Consider the following 15886-nt stretch of genomic DNA (forward strand, 5'->3'; position numbering starts at 1 on the left):
TCCATTCGGCTCCGCTGGCGTTTTCCTGCTCGCCGTGGTGGTGTGTGATCGATGGTAACGATCCGACCGGCAACGACACACGACGTTCCTGCTATCCGTGCGGTGGCGCGTCGCTCCTGGCGGGCCGCACACGCTCCGCTGCTCGGTGGGGACCGCGGTGAGTCGTTTTTCGAATCCGAGTACGACCGTCGGACGATTCAAAAGAAAGTAGTGGCCGATCGATCCCGATTCATCGTGGCGGTCACGATGACGGGCGTGGCCGGATTTGCGGTAGTCGCTCCGGTGAACGACGCCGCTGACGTGTACGGATTGAGCTGGCTGTATGTCGATCCGGACCACTGGCGGCGTGGTATTGGAACGCGCCTGCTCGCTCGCATCAAGCGAGCGGTCCAAAGACAAAACGGTCGCCGAATCCGACTCGGCGTGCTCGCCGGAAACCAGCGCGCCATCGACTTTTACGAACGGATGGGATTTTGGCGACACAGCACCTATTTTGACGACCGGATCGACGCGCGTGGCTACATCTACGTCACGGACGTTCCCTAGTCGATCACCGTGGTCAACAGCGCGTTCTGTGCATGCAGGCGGTTTTCTGCTTGCTCGAAGACGAGCGCGCGCTCGCTTTCGAGCACGTTATTGGTGATCTCCTCGCCACGATGGGCGGGTAAACAGTGTAACACGCGCTGGTCGTCAAGCAACGTGTCATTCACCTGAAAGCCATCGAACGCTTCGAGCTTCTGTTCGCGCTGGGCTTCCTCTCCCATGCTCACCCACACGTCAGTCGCGACGACATCAGCGTTTGCGACGGCCTCGTGTGGCGTCGTGGTGGTGGTGATCGTTCCGTCGAACGCAGCCGTCCGATCGAGCACGGACTCGTCGATCCCGTATTCGTGGGGCGTGGCCACTGCACAGTCGATTCCGACCATCGCACAGCCCAGCACGAACGACTGGGCAACGTTGTTCCCATCACCGACCCATGCCGCTTTCACGTCGAACGAGTCGAACGCCTCGCGAATCGTGAGGAGATCGGCAAGCGTCTGACAGGGATGAGAAACGTCAGTGAGTCCGTTTATCACGGGGACGCTTGCGTGTTCGGCGATCGTTCGGGCGTCCTCGTGGTCAAAGACACGAACCATGATCGCATCGACATAGCGACTGACCGTCCGGGCCGTGTCTTTGAGTGGCTCGCCGCGACCGAGCTGTGTGTCGTCCGGACTGACGAAGATGGCGTGTCCGCCGAGCTGAGTCATGCCGGTCTCGAACGAGAGTCGCGTTCGCGTGCTCTCCTTTTCGAACAGCATGGCCAGCGTTCGGTTCGCGAGCGCCGTCGACGGTGTCGAGGCTTTCAACGAGGCTGCCCGATCGAGCAGCTCGGTGAGCGCGGTTGGCGTGCGGTCGTCGATGTGGAGGAAGTGGTCTGGTGATGTCATCTCAGTCGCTTATGAGGGCAGTGCAGACGGATTCGAGCACTGCAATGGCGTTGTCGAACGATTCCAGTGGAAGGTGTTCGGTTGGCGTATGATCCAGTTCGGAGTTACCGGGTCCGTAGGTGACCATCGGACAGTCCCAGGCGTCGGCGAACAGGTTCATGTCGCTCGTCCCGGTTTTCCGAAGGAGTCGTGGCTCACCACCCTGCTCGCGAATGGCAACCCGGAACGCACGTGCGACTGGCGTCCGTGGATTGGTCATCACGGGTGGCACGTCGTCGTACCAGTGGATGGTTCCGCCGTTGAGCTGTGCGTCGGCGAGCTCGCGGATTGCTTCGGTCGTCTGTGCGGGTGGCACCCGAAACTGCACGTCCATCGTCGCCTCGACGGAAAGCCCATCGTCGGTGGTGCCGCCCTCAACCGCGATCGGCTTGGTGGTGACGCGCTCGAAGACAGGCGTCCACTCATCGGGCGCTAACGCGTCGCCAACGGCCTGATACCAGTCCATTGCGTCCTGGATGGCGTTATTCTCGGGCCGAGAGGTGTGACCAGATTCGCTCGTGGCCACGTATGTGCCCGCGAGCAGCCCACGATAGCCAAGCGTCACACCGTCCCAGCCGCTTGGCTCGCCGTTGATAACGGCTCCGGGCTCCTCCCGGTTCTCGATCAGATGGCGCGCGCCCCTGGAGTCCACCTCTTCGCCGACAACGCCAACGAAGCTCACGCCGGTCGAAACGGCCGCGACGGCCATCGCGACGAGCGGCCCCTTAGCGTCGACGCTCCCCCGACCCCACAGGGCGGGCACGTCATCCTCAGCGGCCGGCTCGATTCTGACTGGGATCTCGCCGGGCACCGTGTCGACGTGTGAGGTGAGTAACACGCTATCGTCGGCTGGCGCGCGCACGTTGCCGACATCGTCGATCCAGGCCTCCCGGTCGTGTTCGGCGAAGTACTCACACAGTCGCTGTGCACACTCGCGTTCCTCGCCACTCACCGAGGGGATCGAAACGATCGATTGCAACAGCTCGCGCGGCGTGGTTTTCGTTGTGGTGTCGGCGTGCTGGTTCATGTGATCACCGCCGTTATGGCCTCTGTGATCCGCTCTGCGTGGTGCTTCTCGATGATCAGCGGCGGGAGCAACCGCACCACCGACCGGCCGGCCGGGAGCGCAAGCACACCCTCTTCGAGTGCGAGCGTCGGCAACAACCGATTCGCGCCGCGTTTTACCTCGATTCCGATCATGAGCCCCTCACCACGAACGTCGCGCACGTCATCGCCAATCGCGTCGACCAACCCCTCCTGGAGCGTCGTGCCGACCTCGGCTGCGTGGTCATCAAGCGCCTGCTCGGTCAGGACGTCAATCGTGGCGCTCGCAGCTGCACAAACCACGGGCGTTCCGCTGAACGTCGAGCCGTGATTGCCTGGGGCATCCGCAATCCACTCCCGACAGAGGGTTGCTCCCATCGGGAACCCACTGGCGAGTCCTTTCGCCGTGGTGAGGATGTCCGGAACGACATCGGCCTGCTCGGTCGCCCAGATCGATCCGGTGCGACCGAGCCCCGTCTGAATCTCATCAAGGACGAGCGCTGCACCGGTGTCAGTCGTTAGCTCGCGTGCGCGTTCGAGATAGCCGTCCGGCGCAGGGTTGATGCCGCCTTCACCCTGCACGGGTTCGAGCAACACGGCCGCCGTCTCCTCGTCGATCGCGGCTTCAAGCGCTGCCTCGTCGCCGTACGGAACGAACTCGAAGTCTCCGGCCAGCGGTTCGAATGACTGTTTATACTTCTGTTTCCACGTTGCGGCGAGCGCACCGAGCGTCCGCCCGTGGAAACTCCGCTGGGCAGCGATGATCTTCGAGCGGCCGGTTGCGCTCCGGGCGAACTTGATGGCGGCCTCGTTGGCCTCGGTGCCCGAATTACAGAGCCACACCTTCGAGATATCGCCCGGTGCGAGCGCCGAAAGCTGTGCGTACAGCCGATCCCGAACGTCCATGGGATAGGACCCCTGCACGTAGGTGAGCGACTGTGCCTGCTCGGTCACTGCATCGACGACTGCCGGATGACTGTGGCCGATCGGCGTGACAGCGTAGCTTGCGCCAGCGTCGAGATACTCCGTGCCGTCCTCGCCGTAGAGATACGGCCCCTCGCCGCTGTCGATCCGCAGTGGCTTCTCGTTGAAGACGAATCCAGCCGTCATACTGCCTCCGGGAAGATTGTTGTTCCAGTCGCACGCTTCAGCGCATCACCGACCGGTGCGTCACTGTTCGCACTCGAAATCGTCGCACTGCGAGCGCCGCCATCCAGCGCCTCGGTCGCGGCCATCACTTTCCGGGTCATGAACCCCTCGGCGGCCTCGGTGAGCCGTTCGTAGCCGGCTGGCGTTTCGACCGTCTCGATCACCGAGGACGTATCGTCGATATCTTCGAGGACGCCGGGCACGTCGGTGAGCAAGATGAGCTCACCACCGAGTGCGCCAGCGATCGCTGCAGCCGCACGGTCGGCGTCGGCGTTGACCGCCACGCCGTCATCCGCGAGCATCGGAACGGTCACCACCGGCGTGTAGCCATCGTCGAGCAGTGTGGTGAGCAGCGTATCGTTGACCGAGTCGATCCGCCCCGAGTGATCGCCACGGCGAATCTTCTTTTTCCCGTCTTCGAGCACGCGAACCGCTGACTTTCGCGGTCCGGTCAGCAGTCCGCCATCGACGCCCGAGAGCCCGACTGCATCTACACCGGCGTCGGTGAGCTCCGTCACCAGCGACGTGTTGAGCTTGCCGGGAAGCACCATCGAAAACACCTCCATCGTCCGCTCGTCGGTGAACCGACCGACGACGCCGGATGGCGTTTCGACGTACTCCGGGGACTCCCCGAGCGCCTCGAGCGTGTCATCGACCGCGGTGGAGCCACCGTGAACGACGACGATATCGGTTCCGTCCTCGGTGAGCCCTGCGATATCGGAGAGCGCGCCAGCCGGATCGACCGCCCGCGCACCACCGATTTTCACGACAACCGTCATGGTGCCCCCACGGGGTGAAGCCCCTGGAACTGTAATCCTGCACGCTCTTCGAAGCCGAGCGCGATATTCGTCGCGTGGATCGCCTGCCCGGCCGAACCCTTCATCATGTTATCGATCGCGGAAAACACCACGATCCGGCCATTCGACGGATCGATTTCAAAGCCAACCTCCGCGATGTTCGTTCCGGCGACAGCCTTTGGCTCCGGATAGCGGTAGACGCCACCACCACCGGAAACGAGCCGAACGAATGGCTCATCGTCGTACGCCTCGCGGAAGGCACCCCAGAGATCGCCCGTCGTCACCGGCTCGTCGGGAAAGACGTGACAGGTCGCGCTTGCACCACGCACCATCTCCACCGCGTGAACGGTGAAGCTGACCGGACCGACAAACTGCTCGATCTCGGCCTCGTGGCGGTGGCCGGTCGGGGCGTACGGCCTGACAACCCCCGACCGCTCGGGGTGTGATGAGCTTTCCCCACCACCGGCACCGCCCTCCGAAGAGCCGACTTTCACGTCAACGACGATCCGTTCGTCGTTGCCGAGAATTCCCGCATCGACCAGGGGCTTCAGCCCGAGGATCGTGGCCGTCGCATTACACCCACCCGACGCGATCAGCGACGCACCGGGAAGTGCTTCGCGCGTCAGTTCGGGGAGTCCGTACACCGACTCAGAGAGCAGTTCCGGCCGACTGTGGCCGTCGTAAAACTGCTCGTACTGTTCCTCGGTGTTCAGCCGGAAATCAGCGCTCAGATCAACCACCGTGTCCGCAACGTCGCGGAACCGATCGATCCGGTCCATCGAAACGCCGTGTGGTGTCGCCGCGAACAGCACATCGACAGATTCGAGCTCGTCGGGCGGGCTAAAGCGCAGCTCCATCCCCCGCAGATTCGGGTGGACGTGGCCAACCGTTTTGCGGCTGTACTGTCGACTGGTGGCCTGTGTGAGTGACAGCTCCGGATGGCCGGCGAGTAACCTGCAGAGCTCGCCACCGGTAAAGCCGCTCGCGCCGACGACACTCGCAGTCTGGGCTGCCATCAGGCAATCACCTCCGCAGTGACCTGCTGCTCAAGCCAATCGACAACCCTGGCTGGCACGTCAACGTCGGTTGTCTCCGCGAGCGCCTTGAACTCGACCGTGTGGTTCACCTCGTGGACGGTGTAGTCTCCGTCTGCGGTCTCCATCAGATCGATACCGAGCAACCCACCACCGACCGCGTCGCTCGCCGCGGCCACTAGCTCACGAGCGCGCTCGTCAGGCTCGAATGTGGCCGTCTCGGCACCCTGTGCCGCGTTGGTCAGCCAGTGGTCCGACGAACGAACCATGCCCGCGATCGGCTCGCCGTCCGTGGCGAGCACCCGCACGTCACGGTCTGGCTTTGCAACGAACTCCTGGATGTAGAACACCTTGTGTTCGTAGTGACCAAGCGTTGCCTTGTGCTCGAGAATCGCTTCGGCCGCCGACCGGGAGTCGATCTTCGCCATCAACCGACCCCAGGAGCCGACAACCGGCTTGAGCACGCAGGGATAGCCGAACGACTCGATGATCTCGAGTGCGCTCTCTTTTGTAAATGCTACCTCTGTCCGTGGCGTCGGGACGCCCGCCTCAGCGAGGGCGAGGCTGTTTTTGGCCTTATCGGCACACACAGCCGCAGTCTCGGGACCGTTGACGACCGGAATCCCGTAGCTGTCAATAAACCGACTCGCGTAGATGCTTCGCGACGTGGCCAGACACCGATCAACCACGAGATCACACTCCGAAAGCGGTGGTTCTGGCGTTTCCACGTCGAATCGGAGACTGCGAACATCCAGCTTGACCACATCGTGGTCGCGGTCACGCAGTTCGTTCAACAGCAGCTTCTCGTCGTGGCGTATCCGTGAGTAGAGCACTCCAATGGTCATGGATTCTGGTGTGTGCCGGGTCGACACCTTACTCGCCCCAGTCCTCTTCGAGCTCGGGCGCGGTGTCAAGCGAAACGGGTTCGGTCTCGATGATCTCGAGCTCGCTCCCGCACGTTCCGCAGTCGATGATTTCGCCGTTCTCTACGTCGTCGTGGAGCTGGACAGTTGCCCCACACTCGATGCATTCTGCCATGTGACACACAGTCGATTGTCGATTTACTTAAACCCATCGAACTTATCAGGAAACAAATATATTGCAGACGCTATGCTAACGGTGTGTTAGGGCATATTAGCGCCAGTCTCGAATTGAATATCACGAGTTTGTTATATGTCCCCGAGGGGGGACGGGATCGGTGGTCGTCGCGGTTCAGACATACTGGTGGGTCACCTCTGCGAGCTGTTCGTGGGCACTCACAAGCGATTGATTCCGGGCTTCGAGTTCGTTTTCGTGCTCGGTCAGTTCGGTCGTGAGCAGTTCGAGTTGGCTGTCGATCGCCGCGGGTGCGGGGCCGCCACGCGAACTCCGATCGGCGACGCTCTGGCTTGGATCGAGACGTTTCTCGATCGTGTTCTCGCTGCAGTAGGTCTCGAGCGGTTCCTCGAGGATTTCGTCTGCAGCGTCGCGGATGGCCTCGAGATCGCTCCCGTGCTGGGCCGCCTGAGCGACGATTTCGTGGGCAGTTCTGAATGGGAGACCGCCCATGGCAAGCTGATCAGCCACACCGGTCGCAGTGGTAAAGCCCTCTCCAGCCGCCGCCTCGAGTGTCTCTACCTGAAATGTGGCCGTGGCGATCGCTCCAGCAGTGACAGTTGTTGCCTCGGTCACCGCATCAACGGTGTCCCAGGCGTGGGGCGTCGCGTTCTGGAGATCGATGTTGTACGCCCGTGGGAGTCCCTTCAGCGTGTTCAACAGTCCAGTGACGCCGGCGTGGGCAATTCCAGCAGTCGATCGCACGAGCTCGATCGAGTCCGGATTTTTCTTCTGTGGCATGATCGAGGATGTCGAGGCATAATCGTCGTCGAGTTCAACGAAGCCACGATTCGCATAGATGACGAGATCCTCTGCGATGCCCGACAGCGTGGTCGCCAGGCCGGCAAGTGCGGTCGTCGCCTCGAGCAGGAAGTCGCGACTCGAGGCCCCGTCCATCGCGTTCTCGACGAGTCCGTCGAATCCAAGGAGTGTGGCCGTCCGCTCGCGATCGATCGGAAACGGCGTCCCACCGAACGCACACGATCCGAGCGGCGACTGGTTCGTCCGGTCGAACGCCTCGAAGAGCCGCTCGGTATCGCGCGTAAGCGCGCGTTCGTATGACACTGCCCAGTGGGCAAGCGTCGTCGGCTGTGCCGGCTGGAGGTGGGTGAACCCACACATGACGGTCTCGCGGTGGTCGGTTGCCACCGCGGCGAACGCTTCGCGGAGCCCGATCGCGGCGTCGATCGCCTCCAGCAGATCCTCACGCAGCCGGTAGCGAATGCAGGTCGCCACCTCGTCGTTCCGTGAGCGTGCCGTGTGCATCTTTCCACCCTCTGGTCCGACCTGCTCGATCACCGCGGATTCGATCGCTTCGTGCACGTCTTCACCTCCCTCGAGCGCATCGTGGCCCTCGATGGCGATCGTATCCAGTGCCTGTAAGATTGTTCCGGCCGCTGTGGCGTCGATGATCTCCGTTTCTGCCAGCATCACCACGTGCGCACGATCGACGGCGATATCCGCTTCAAAGATCCGGGCGTCGGCCCCCAGTGACGAGAGAAACCCACGGGCAGGTCCGCCACTGAACCGATCACCACGAACGGCGGTGCCGTCGGTGTGGGCTGTCGACTCCGCGCCGGTGGGGTCAGTCATCGTCAGAGTGGGTGGGTGAAACGACTGCGTCCTGATCGTCACTCGCAATCGCCCCGCGTGCGAGGCGGTCCTGATAGCCGTGATATTTGGCAACGCCGGTGGCGTCTGCCTGTTCGATCCCATCAACGGTCTCGGTGTTGAACGACGCTGCCGACTCGGAGTAGACGGCGTACTCGCTTTCGCGGGCGACCGCGCGTGCGTGGCCGCCTTCGAGCTTGACCGTGACAGAACCGGTTACTCGGGTCTGGGTGGTGTCGATGAATCCCTCAAGTGCGTCCACGAGTGGTGCGGACAACAGCCCCTGGTAGGCGTTTTCTGACCACTCCTGATCGATCGTCGTTTTCGTGGCGCGCTCGTTGGCGGTCAACACCAGCCCTTCGAGTGCCTCGTGCGCAACGCCGAGCACGGTCGCCGCGGGGTGTTCGTAGTTTTCGCGCACTTTCAGCCCGAGCATGCGATCTTCCATCATGTCGGTCCGACCGATGCCGTGTGCGCCAGCGAGTTCGTTCAACGTCTCGATCAGCGCAACGGGCTCAATCTGCTCGCCGTCGATGCTCGTCGCGTAGCCGTCTTCGAAGCCGATTTCGACGAGTTCGGTCTCGACACCGCCCGGCGAGCTGGTCCACTCATAAATCGACTCCGGTGGCACGTAGCTCGGATCCTCAAGGTCGTCACCCTCGATCGAGCGACTCCAGAGGTTCGTGTCGATCGACCAGGCACCCTCATTGCCGCCCTCGACCGGAAGATCGCGTTCGGCAGCGTACTCCATTTCGTACTCGCGGGTGAGTCCCAGCTCACGGACTGGCGCGATCACGTCGAGTTCGCTGGCCCGCCAGACCGCCTCAAAGCGCAGCTGATCGTTCCCTTTGCCGGTGCAGCCGTGCGCGATCGCCGTACAGCCCTCGCGCTGGGCCACTTCGAGGATGGCGTCTGCGATCACTGGCCTGGCAAGCGCCGTTCCAAGCGGGTAGCCCTGGTAGTCCGCGTTCGCACGCACGGCCGACAGACAGAGCTCTGCGAACTCCTCGCGAGCGTCAACAACGTAATGGTCGAGCCCGAGCGCGTCTGCGGTCTCTCTGGCTTCTGAAAACTCCTCGTCTGGCTGGCCAACGTCGACGGTAACGCCGATAACCTCGTCGTAATCGTATTCCGATTCGAGCAGCGGCACGCAAACGGTCGTATCGAGCCCCCCAGAGAAGGCGAGCGCGACAGTTTCTGTGTTTTCTGACATTATTGCTGTGGTGGAGATGAGACTGACGATGCTCGTCAGTGGTCGATTTCAGTGCAAATTCTGTGAGGAAAGTGTAGAGTCGGGCCTAACGGCCCGGTCGTCGTCGTCGGAGAACGAGCGTCGAGAGCCCACGGCTCACGGTGGCGTCGGCGTGAGTGGTGGGCGCTGTGAGCATGTACTTCCGTCTACTACGAGCGTGCTATTAAACGCTTTTGGCCCGGCAACTTTTCTGTGATGTGGGTTTGCGTACCACTCGTTTTGCTCACGGCGTTGGTGGTCCTTCGACCCAGCCATCCATGTCGGTGTAGAAGTTCAGCAGGCCGAATTTGAGCTTCTTCGGTTCGATGTCGATCATTTCGCGTCGTTCTTCGGTAGGGAAGGTTTCCAAGACGCTGTACTGTGTCATCTCCTTGTAGCCCCGAGCAGTGTATCGTTCGTCAACGAGCAGTCGCGCCCCGAAATCCTCTGGCGAGCGAACGACGCGGCCGAGCGCCTGGCGCGTTTTCCTGACGGTAGGCACTTCGATGGCATACTCCCAGCCGGCATCGGTATCATCCTCGCCAAAGGCGTTCTGGTAGGCCACTTGAACGCCGTCCATTCGATCGTCAAGCCGTGGATACGGGACGCCAACCACGACCACGGTTCGGGCGTCGTCCCCATCGAAGCTGACACCCTCGGTGAGGGTTCCCCAGAGCGAACTGAACAGCACACCGTTGTCGTCGCTGGTAAACGACTGTTTCAGCGTTTCGACGGCCGTTCCCGGCTCATCACAGTAGCACGTGGCATCAACGTGATCGACGAGTCGGTCGTGATACCGGCGTGCTTCCCGATAGCTCGGGAAAAAGCAGAGGACGTTTCCGGGCGTGAACTCGATCGCATCCTCCAGAATGCCGCTGAGCAACACCTGGAGCTCGTGTTCGTCACGCCGTCGCGCAAACAGGGCCGGGGTGTCCACGGCGTACGTCCGACGTCTGTCTTTTGGGAACTGTGGTCCGTATGCTAGCGTCGCCACGTCATCATCAGATTCGAGCCCGAGTACAGCCGCGATCACGTCGAACGGACGCAGGGTCGCGCTCATCAGCACGCTCGCGTGGAGCTCCGCAAACAGCGGTTCGGTCACTTCTCTTGGAAGACAGGTGTATAGTTCGGCACGCCCATACACCCCCGTGTCGGAGCCATCGTCACGGACGCTCAGCAGTGGGTAGGTTCCCTCAGCACCTCCCTCGAGCAGCCACTCGTCGATGAACGAGGCCGCCTGGAGGATGCGACACTCCTTTCGCGACTGATTTTCCCCGTTCTTGTAGGCGTCTTCGTACGCCTGATCGAGCGTTTCGCCGAGTTCGACGGCCGCTTCGAGATCGGAGTGGATTCCGTTGCCGCTGTAGGTGTCCAGAAACGCAAGCGTTAGCGCATCGCGGCGGTCATCGTTGGCTATTGAGAGGTCGTACCACTCATCGCCAACGGATTCCGTTTCGCCAAAGCCGAGCGTTTCGTCGTAGGTCTCACGGAGGGCTCGCAGAAAGGCTTCAAGCACGTTTCGGGTGGGCTCGACGCGAGAGTCTTCGAATTCGGCGAGTTCATTCAGCGCGCTGTCAACAGTATGCTCGGTGAGCGTCCGTGTTGCGTGGTCTCTGGCCGCCGATTCGATGTTGTGGGCCTCATCGAACACCACCACCACGTCTTCTGGGTCACGACCCAGCCAGCGAAAGAAGTGCTCTCGGATCATCGGATCGAGCACGTGGTGATAGTTACAGATGACGAGATCGACGCCTTCGATTCCCTCTTTTAACAGTTCGTAGCCACAGAGGCCAGCCTGTTCGGCGTAGTCGTAGATTTGATCTGGCGTGCGGACATCATCGAACAGCCACTCGTAGAACGCATCAGTTTCTTCGGTGAGATTCGCGTAGTATCGCTCACAGATCGTCTGCTCTTCGAGGTGGTCGATCGTCTCCTCAAGTGCGTCGAGTTCGTCGGCGACCGCGTCCTGTCCGTCGACGACGGCTGGTGCGTTCTCATCGGTGGCTTCTTCGATCAGCACGCGCTGGGTTTCGAGCAGTTCCTGGCGCTCCTGTTCGGTTTCGGCCAGTTCCCGCGTCGTATCACGGAGTGCCTGACACTCCTCATAGCCCACGTCGATGTGACACATGTCGAGTTTCCCTCGAAACACGACCGCTCGAATCGGTTCGGCATCCACGATCGCCCTGGCTTCTTCGATGAACTGGCGGGTTTGCTGGTGGACGTTCGTCGTGATGACGACGGTTTTGTCGTCGTCTCTGGCCCGTTCCAGTGCGGGGGCCAGGGCAGCCAGCGTTTTGCCGGTTCCACACGCCCCCTCGAACAGCACGTCCGATCCCGACGCGATCGCGTCGTCGATCGTTTCCATCGCTTCCAGCTGGTGGTCGTACGGCGTCTCGTATGGAAAGAACCGGAGATACGATGGCGTTGCCACGATCCACCCTTGTTCATTCTGGGTGAAAAACGTTCGCGGTTTTTCTCACCGGTTTCTCGGGGGACAGTGGCTGGCCCGCTCTCACGCGCCGGATGGGTGGATAGCCCGGTGGCTGATCGGTTGGTTCTCCGAAAAATCGGCCGAAATTTGATCGACGTTACAGGATTCCAAGCGGAACGATTCCCAGGAGATCACCAAGGATTCCCAGCGGAACGCTCTCCAGGAGACCACCGAGGAGACCTAGCGGAAGGCTTCCCAGGAGACCACCGAGGAGACCTAGCGGAAGGCTTCCCAGGAGACCACCGAGGAGACCTAGCGGAATGATCCCCAGAATACTACCGAGGGGGCCCAGCGGAACACTTCCCAGGAGACCACCAAGGAGACCTAGCGGAAGGCTTCCCAAGAGGTCACCCATGAGACCCAACGGTGCGATCCCGAGGAGGCCGCCAAGAAGTCCAATCGGCGTTACCGTGATTGCCTCAGTGACTGGCAGGCTGAGCTCACCCATTCCCAGCGCAAGCGGGAACAGTCCCACAACGCCGAAAACCGGAGAGCTTGACACCTGATCGTCAGTGTCGATGTCCAGCTGCTCGTTATCGAGCGTGTCTGATTGTGACATCTTCCCTTGTTGCTGGGATGGATTAATATATATTGTCTTCGATCTATCTGTAGAGTGATATTAGAATATGCATTCAAATCACACAATACACCCTCTCTACCAGAACTATTGATATGTGTTTGAGTTTTTACTCGTTGTTCGTCCAGGATGCGAAATGAGATTCGGATAATCACAGATGAGTCCATCGACGCCAGCGTTGGCAAGTTGTGTGGCCTGATACCAGTCAGTGATGGTGTAGACGTTGACCACGCGCTGTTCTTCTCGTGCGACATCGATGAGATCGATGTTGGCGAAAGGGCCATCGGTGTAGTACTCATCGCCGAAAAACGGCGTGTTCTTGATCATATTTCTCGGTGGATGAATCGCCTCACAATCATAGCGACGAACCACCTCGAGTCCGTCCACGATGGAGTCCCAGAGGAGAAAGCCGACCGGCAGCCCCGGTGCCTGCTCGCGAATTTCGGCTATTGCAGCCTCGTAGAACGAGGAGACGAGCACCGGATTGTCAACCCCCGAGCAGATTTCGAGAACGCGCTCGGTGAACGGTCGCCAGATCGCACGCTGATTCTCTAATGCATCACCTGCAGGTCCAAAGACCACGTCGTGTGAGCCTGGATTTTTGAACTCGATGTTGACGCCGACGTGTGGTGGAATTTCTGCGAGAACGTCGGATAACAGTGGGACGGTCTCGTTGCTGTCGAGCACGCTGGCGCTGGTGACCACATCCGTCGGTGTCTCCCAGACGACACCCGATTCGTCTGTGAGACCACGCTCTCCGCCATCCCGACTTGAGAGCCGATCGTCGTGGAAGACAACCACGTCACCGTCACGAGTGGGCATCACGTCGATTTCTATCATCGCCGCGCGCGAGTAGTGTGGTCCACGGGAGGCCCGGCGTGCGGCCAGCGCCGTGTTTTCGGGATAGATCCCTGCGAAACCACGGTGGGCGACAATCGATGGCCTCCAGTGCGATGGCGAATCGGGATCGTCGGGTCGGGCGTTTGCAGTTCCGAGCGCGCCGAACAGCGTCATGCCTGTGCCAGCTACGAACTCCCGTCGGTTCAGTCTGGGTGTCCTCATCGACAGCTAACCCACTATCACATATTGATTCAAGGGTTGCTAATGGAGATATATAGTGGCATATACGGATGGGTTGCACTCATTCGTCCTCTGGATACTGGTTGTTGAGCCAGTGCTTCCAGGTGACCGTCCCAGCGGCGTGATCCGGACAGGTAGCATGGCCGGCTCGAAATCCACGCAATGTCGCCCCAAGGGCCGGAACAGGAATAATCGGGCGACGAAGTCCGCGATGGTCTTTGAACGTTGCAGCCAGTTCACTGATAGTACTGATCGTCGGGCCTCCAACGGTGACAGTCCGATCACAGCTGTTGTCGGTCGCCAGCCCACCGATCGTGTCGGCGAGCGTGGCAGCGGCGATCGGCTGTAGTGACACCCTGGATGGGATCGGCCACACCGACAGTTTCGAAAGTGATTCGAAAAGTGTCCCAAGAAACGAGTAGAACTGCGTTGAGCGAACGATGACCGAGGAAACAGGGCTTTCGGCGACCACTGTCTCCGCAGTCCGTTTGTGTTCGTAGTATGAAAGCGGAATTTGCGTTACGCCAACGATCGACGGATAGACAACTCTGCTGACACCAGCCCCATGGGCTGCATCAAGAAGTCGTTCGGTCCCTTCCACATCGACCGATGCAGTCGCACCCATTGGTGCGGTAGCCGCATGGATCACTCCCGTGACACCGGTCAGGGCGGCCTCAATTCCCTCATTCGAACGAAGATCGAGTTGGATTCACTCACAGCCGCCGATGGCCGTGTCCGGGGGTGAACGACTCGCCGATCGGACGGTGTGGCCCATTGCAGTGAGTTTCTTCACGAGTGCAGTTCCGAGCGTTCCCGTCGCCCCGGTCACAAGCGTGTTGTCATGGCATAGAATTGGACTGCGCACCGAGTACGGTTGCCGAACACCTTCGAAAGGCCGAATCCAAAATTCTGCAGGCGCTGTTCTCCCGGTAAGTGGATGAAAAAGACAGTGACACCGATTCGCACCGGACCGCTTTGCTTATGCGTCCCATGGAATAAGAGCCGACAATGACCAACCTTGCGCTCACCGAGCGAGTGCCCGATGTCGCCACGGATGGGGTCTGGCTCGAATGCATCGAGACGGGAGAAACGTACGCGCCGTTCGAGGAGATTCGATACACCTCAGAGGAAGACCATCTGCTCGAGGTCCGCTACGCGGAGTATCCGGGATTCGAGGCGTTTTCGGGCCGTGGCGTCTGGCGATACGCCGAGGCGTTGCCGTTCGATTCGGGGGTGTCAATTCCGGAGGGTGACACGCCGCTGTATCACGTCCCCCGGTTAGAAGACGAAATTGGCGTCCAAAACCTTCGAATCAAACACGAAGGGATGAATCCCACCGGGAGTTTCAAGGATCGAGGCATGACCGTCGGCGTCGGTGTCGCACAGCGACTCGGCGTCGACCGGCTCGTCTGTGCAAGCACGGGCAACACGAGTGCTGCACTAGCAGCGTACGGCGGCCGCGCCGGGCTCGAAACGCTCGTGTTGCTCCCAGCCGGAAAGGTCGCCGCCGGGAAGGTTGCCCAGGCCAGCCTCCACGGCGCACGCATTCTGGAGGTGGACGGCAACTTTGACGACTGTCTCGATATCGTTCGCGAACTGGCCGATCGAGGTGAGGCGTATCTGCTCAACTCGCTCAATCCGTTCCGACTTGAGGGCCAGAAAACGATCGGCTTCGAAATCCTAGAGCGGTTCTATGCCGACGAAGGACGATTCCCAGACCGGATCGTGTTGCCGGTCGGCAACGCCGGAAACACGGCCGCGCTGTACAAGGCGTTCCGGGAGCTGGTTGCCGCCGGCGAACTCGATGCAGACTCTGTTCCAAAGCTCACGGGGGTGCAGGCTGAAGGAGCCGCACCGATGGTCGAGGCGATCAAAACTGATAGCGACACCGTCACGCGCTGGGAGTCGGTCGAAACCCGCGCCACGGCAATCAGAATCGGCAATCCCGTCAACGCACCGAAGGCACTCCCCGGCATTCGCGAAACCGGCGGCACTGCCGTCGCCGTGAGCGACGAGCAGATCACGGACGCCCAGCGCTCGCTTGCTCAGGAAGGTATCGGCGTTGAGCCCGCCAGCGCTGCCAGCGTCGCCGGACTCCGGCAGTTGCGTGCCGATGGAGTCGTCGAATCCGAGGAGGATGTGGTCTGTCTGACGACCGGCCATCTACTGAAAGACCCGGACGCTGCAGCCACAGCCGGCAACGACCCCGAACCGGTCGCTAACGACGCGGATGCCGTGCTGGAACTGCTGGAGTGAGTCAGTTTCAGCAGTCAAGTGATAGTATAGAAACTCTTTTTTGCAGACCGAT

Annotated in this window: 16 protein-coding genes; 2 read left to right on the forward strand and 14 right to left on the reverse strand. The window is 60.9% G+C overall.

The window, feature by feature from the left end; all coding sequences use genetic code 11:
- Positions 1-51 precede the first annotated feature (51 nt).
- Positions 52-546, forward strand: a complete 495-nt coding sequence (locus JXQ78_RS07725) for a GNAT family N-acetyltransferase (RefSeq protein ID WP_330630198.1) — start codon at positions 52-54, stop codon at positions 544-546.
- Here JXQ78_RS07725 and argF read toward each other — a convergent pair.
- The 14 genes from argF to JXQ78_RS07795 form a co-directional block, all read right to left on the reverse strand.
- Positions 543-1430, reverse strand: coding sequence for an ornithine carbamoyltransferase (gene argF / locus JXQ78_RS07730; RefSeq protein WP_330630199.1), 888 nt, complete (start codon positions 1428-1430; stop codon positions 543-545). The two genes, JXQ78_RS07725 and argF, sit on opposite strands and share 4 nt — an antisense overlap.
- 1 nt (position 1431) lies before the next feature.
- Positions 1432-2496, reverse strand: a complete 1065-nt coding sequence (locus JXQ78_RS07735) for a [LysW]-lysine hydrolase (RefSeq protein WP_330630200.1) — start codon at positions 2494-2496, stop codon at positions 1432-1434.
- Positions 2493-3623, reverse strand: a complete 1131-nt coding sequence (locus JXQ78_RS07740) for an aspartate aminotransferase family protein (protein WP_330630201.1) — start codon at positions 3621-3623, stop codon at positions 2493-2495. The genes JXQ78_RS07735 and JXQ78_RS07740 overlap by 4 nt, the downstream gene beginning before the upstream one ends.
- A complete protein-coding gene (locus JXQ78_RS07745) occupies positions 3620-4477 on the reverse strand; it encodes an acetylglutamate/acetylaminoadipate kinase (RefSeq protein ID WP_407934045.1) in 858 nt (285 codons plus the stop codon). The genes JXQ78_RS07740 and JXQ78_RS07745 overlap by 4 nt, the downstream gene beginning before the upstream one ends.
- Positions 4438-5475, reverse strand: coding sequence for an N-acetyl-gamma-glutamyl-phosphate reductase (gene argC, locus JXQ78_RS07750; protein ID WP_330630203.1), 1038 nt, complete (start codon positions 5473-5475; stop codon positions 4438-4440). The genes JXQ78_RS07745 and argC overlap by 40 nt, the downstream gene beginning before the upstream one ends.
- Positions 5475-6338, reverse strand: coding sequence for a lysine biosynthesis protein LysX (gene lysX / locus JXQ78_RS07755; RefSeq protein ID WP_330630204.1), 864 nt, complete (start codon positions 6336-6338; stop codon positions 5475-5477). Before lysX ends, argC begins: the two co-directional genes overlap by 1 nt.
- A 28-nt stretch (positions 6339-6366) precedes the next feature.
- Entirely contained in the window at positions 6367-6531 is a 165-nt protein-coding gene (lysW, locus tag JXQ78_RS07760) for a lysine biosynthesis protein LysW (RefSeq protein WP_330630205.1), read from the reverse strand.
- Positions 6532-6705: 174 nt separating this feature from the next.
- A complete protein-coding gene (argH, locus tag JXQ78_RS07765) occupies positions 6706-8181 on the reverse strand; it encodes an argininosuccinate lyase (protein WP_330632803.1) in 1476 nt (491 codons plus the stop codon).
- Positions 8174-9412, reverse strand: coding sequence for an argininosuccinate synthase (locus tag JXQ78_RS07770; protein ID WP_330630206.1), 1239 nt, complete (start codon positions 9410-9412; stop codon positions 8174-8176). Before JXQ78_RS07770 ends, argH begins: the two co-directional genes overlap by 8 nt.
- 262 nt (positions 9413-9674) lie before the next feature.
- On the reverse strand, positions 9675-11864 hold the full coding sequence (locus JXQ78_RS07775) for an ATP-dependent DNA helicase (protein ID WP_330632804.1): 2190 nt from the start codon (positions 11862-11864) through the stop codon (positions 9675-9677).
- A 154-nt stretch (positions 11865-12018) separates the two neighbouring features.
- Positions 12019-12480: a hypothetical protein gene (locus tag JXQ78_RS07780; protein ID WP_330630207.1), complete on the reverse strand. Its 462-nt coding sequence runs from the start codon at positions 12478-12480 to the stop codon at positions 12019-12021.
- A 105-nt stretch (positions 12481-12585) separates the two neighbouring features.
- Complete coding sequence (locus JXQ78_RS07785; RefSeq protein ID WP_330630208.1) at positions 12586-13560, reverse strand: glycerophosphodiester phosphodiesterase; 975 nt, start codon at positions 13558-13560, stop codon at positions 12586-12588.
- A gap of 79 nt (positions 13561-13639) precedes the next feature.
- A complete protein-coding gene (locus JXQ78_RS07790; protein ID WP_330632805.1) occupies positions 13640-14287 on the reverse strand; it encodes an SDR family oxidoreductase in 648 nt (215 codons plus the stop codon).
- Positions 14288-14443 carry an NAD-dependent epimerase/dehydratase family protein gene (locus JXQ78_RS07795; RefSeq protein ID WP_330630209.1) on the reverse strand — a complete coding sequence of 52 codons (156 nt, stop codon included), beginning with the start codon at positions 14441-14443 and terminating at the stop codon, positions 14288-14290. It lies immediately after the preceding gene.
- A 143-nt stretch (positions 14444-14586) separates the two neighbouring features.
- Between JXQ78_RS07795 and thrC the strand changes: the two genes are divergently transcribed.
- Positions 14587-15834 carry a threonine synthase gene (gene thrC, locus JXQ78_RS07800; protein ID WP_330630210.1) on the forward strand — a complete coding sequence of 416 codons (1248 nt, stop codon included), beginning with the start codon at positions 14587-14589 and terminating at the stop codon, positions 15832-15834.
- The last annotated feature ends 52 nt before the right edge of the window (positions 15835-15886 follow it).

The organism is Halocatena halophila, assembly GCA_027563145.1.
Lineage (GTDB): Archaea > Halobacteriota > Halobacteria > Halobacteriales > Haloarculaceae > Halocatena > Halocatena halophila.

Coding starts and splice junctions, on each gene's coding strand:
- JXQ78_RS07740 (WP_330630201.1), bottom strand. CDS start 3,623: ATGACGGCTGGATTCGTCTTCAACGAGAAGCCACTGCGGATCGACAGC.
- JXQ78_RS07725 (WP_330630198.1), top strand. CDS start 52: ATGGTAACGATCCGACCGGCAACGACACACGACGTTCCTGCTATCCGT.
- argF (WP_330630199.1), bottom strand. CDS start 1,430: ATGACATCACCAGACCACTTCCTCCACATCGACGACCGCACGCCAACC.
- argH (WP_330632803.1), bottom strand. CDS start 8,181: ATGACTGACCCCACCGGCGCGGAGTCGACAGCCCACACCGACGGCACC.
- JXQ78_RS07770 (WP_330630206.1), bottom strand. CDS start 9,412: ATGTCAGAAAACACAGAAACTGTCGCGCTCGCCTTCTCTGGGGGGCTC.
- JXQ78_RS07780 (WP_330630207.1), bottom strand. CDS start 12,480: ATGTCACAATCAGACACGCTCGATAACGAGCAGCTGGACATCGACACT.
- thrC (WP_330630210.1), top strand. CDS start 14,587: ATGACCAACCTTGCGCTCACCGAGCGAGTGCCCGATGTCGCCACGGAT.
- lysW (WP_330630205.1), bottom strand. CDS start 6,531: ATGGCAGAATGCATCGAGTGTGGGGCAACTGTCCAGCTCCACGACGAC.
- JXQ78_RS07785 (WP_330630208.1), bottom strand. CDS start 13,560: ATGAGGACACCCAGACTGAACCGACGGGAGTTCGTAGCTGGCACAGGC.
- lysX (WP_330630204.1), bottom strand. CDS start 6,338: ATGACCATTGGAGTGCTCTACTCACGGATACGCCACGACGAGAAGCTG.
- argC (WP_330630203.1), bottom strand. CDS start 5,475: ATGGCAGCCCAGACTGCGAGTGTCGTCGGCGCGAGCGGCTTTACCGGT.
- JXQ78_RS07735 (WP_330630200.1), bottom strand. CDS start 2,496: ATGAACCAGCACGCCGACACCACAACGAAAACCACGCCGCGCGAGCTG.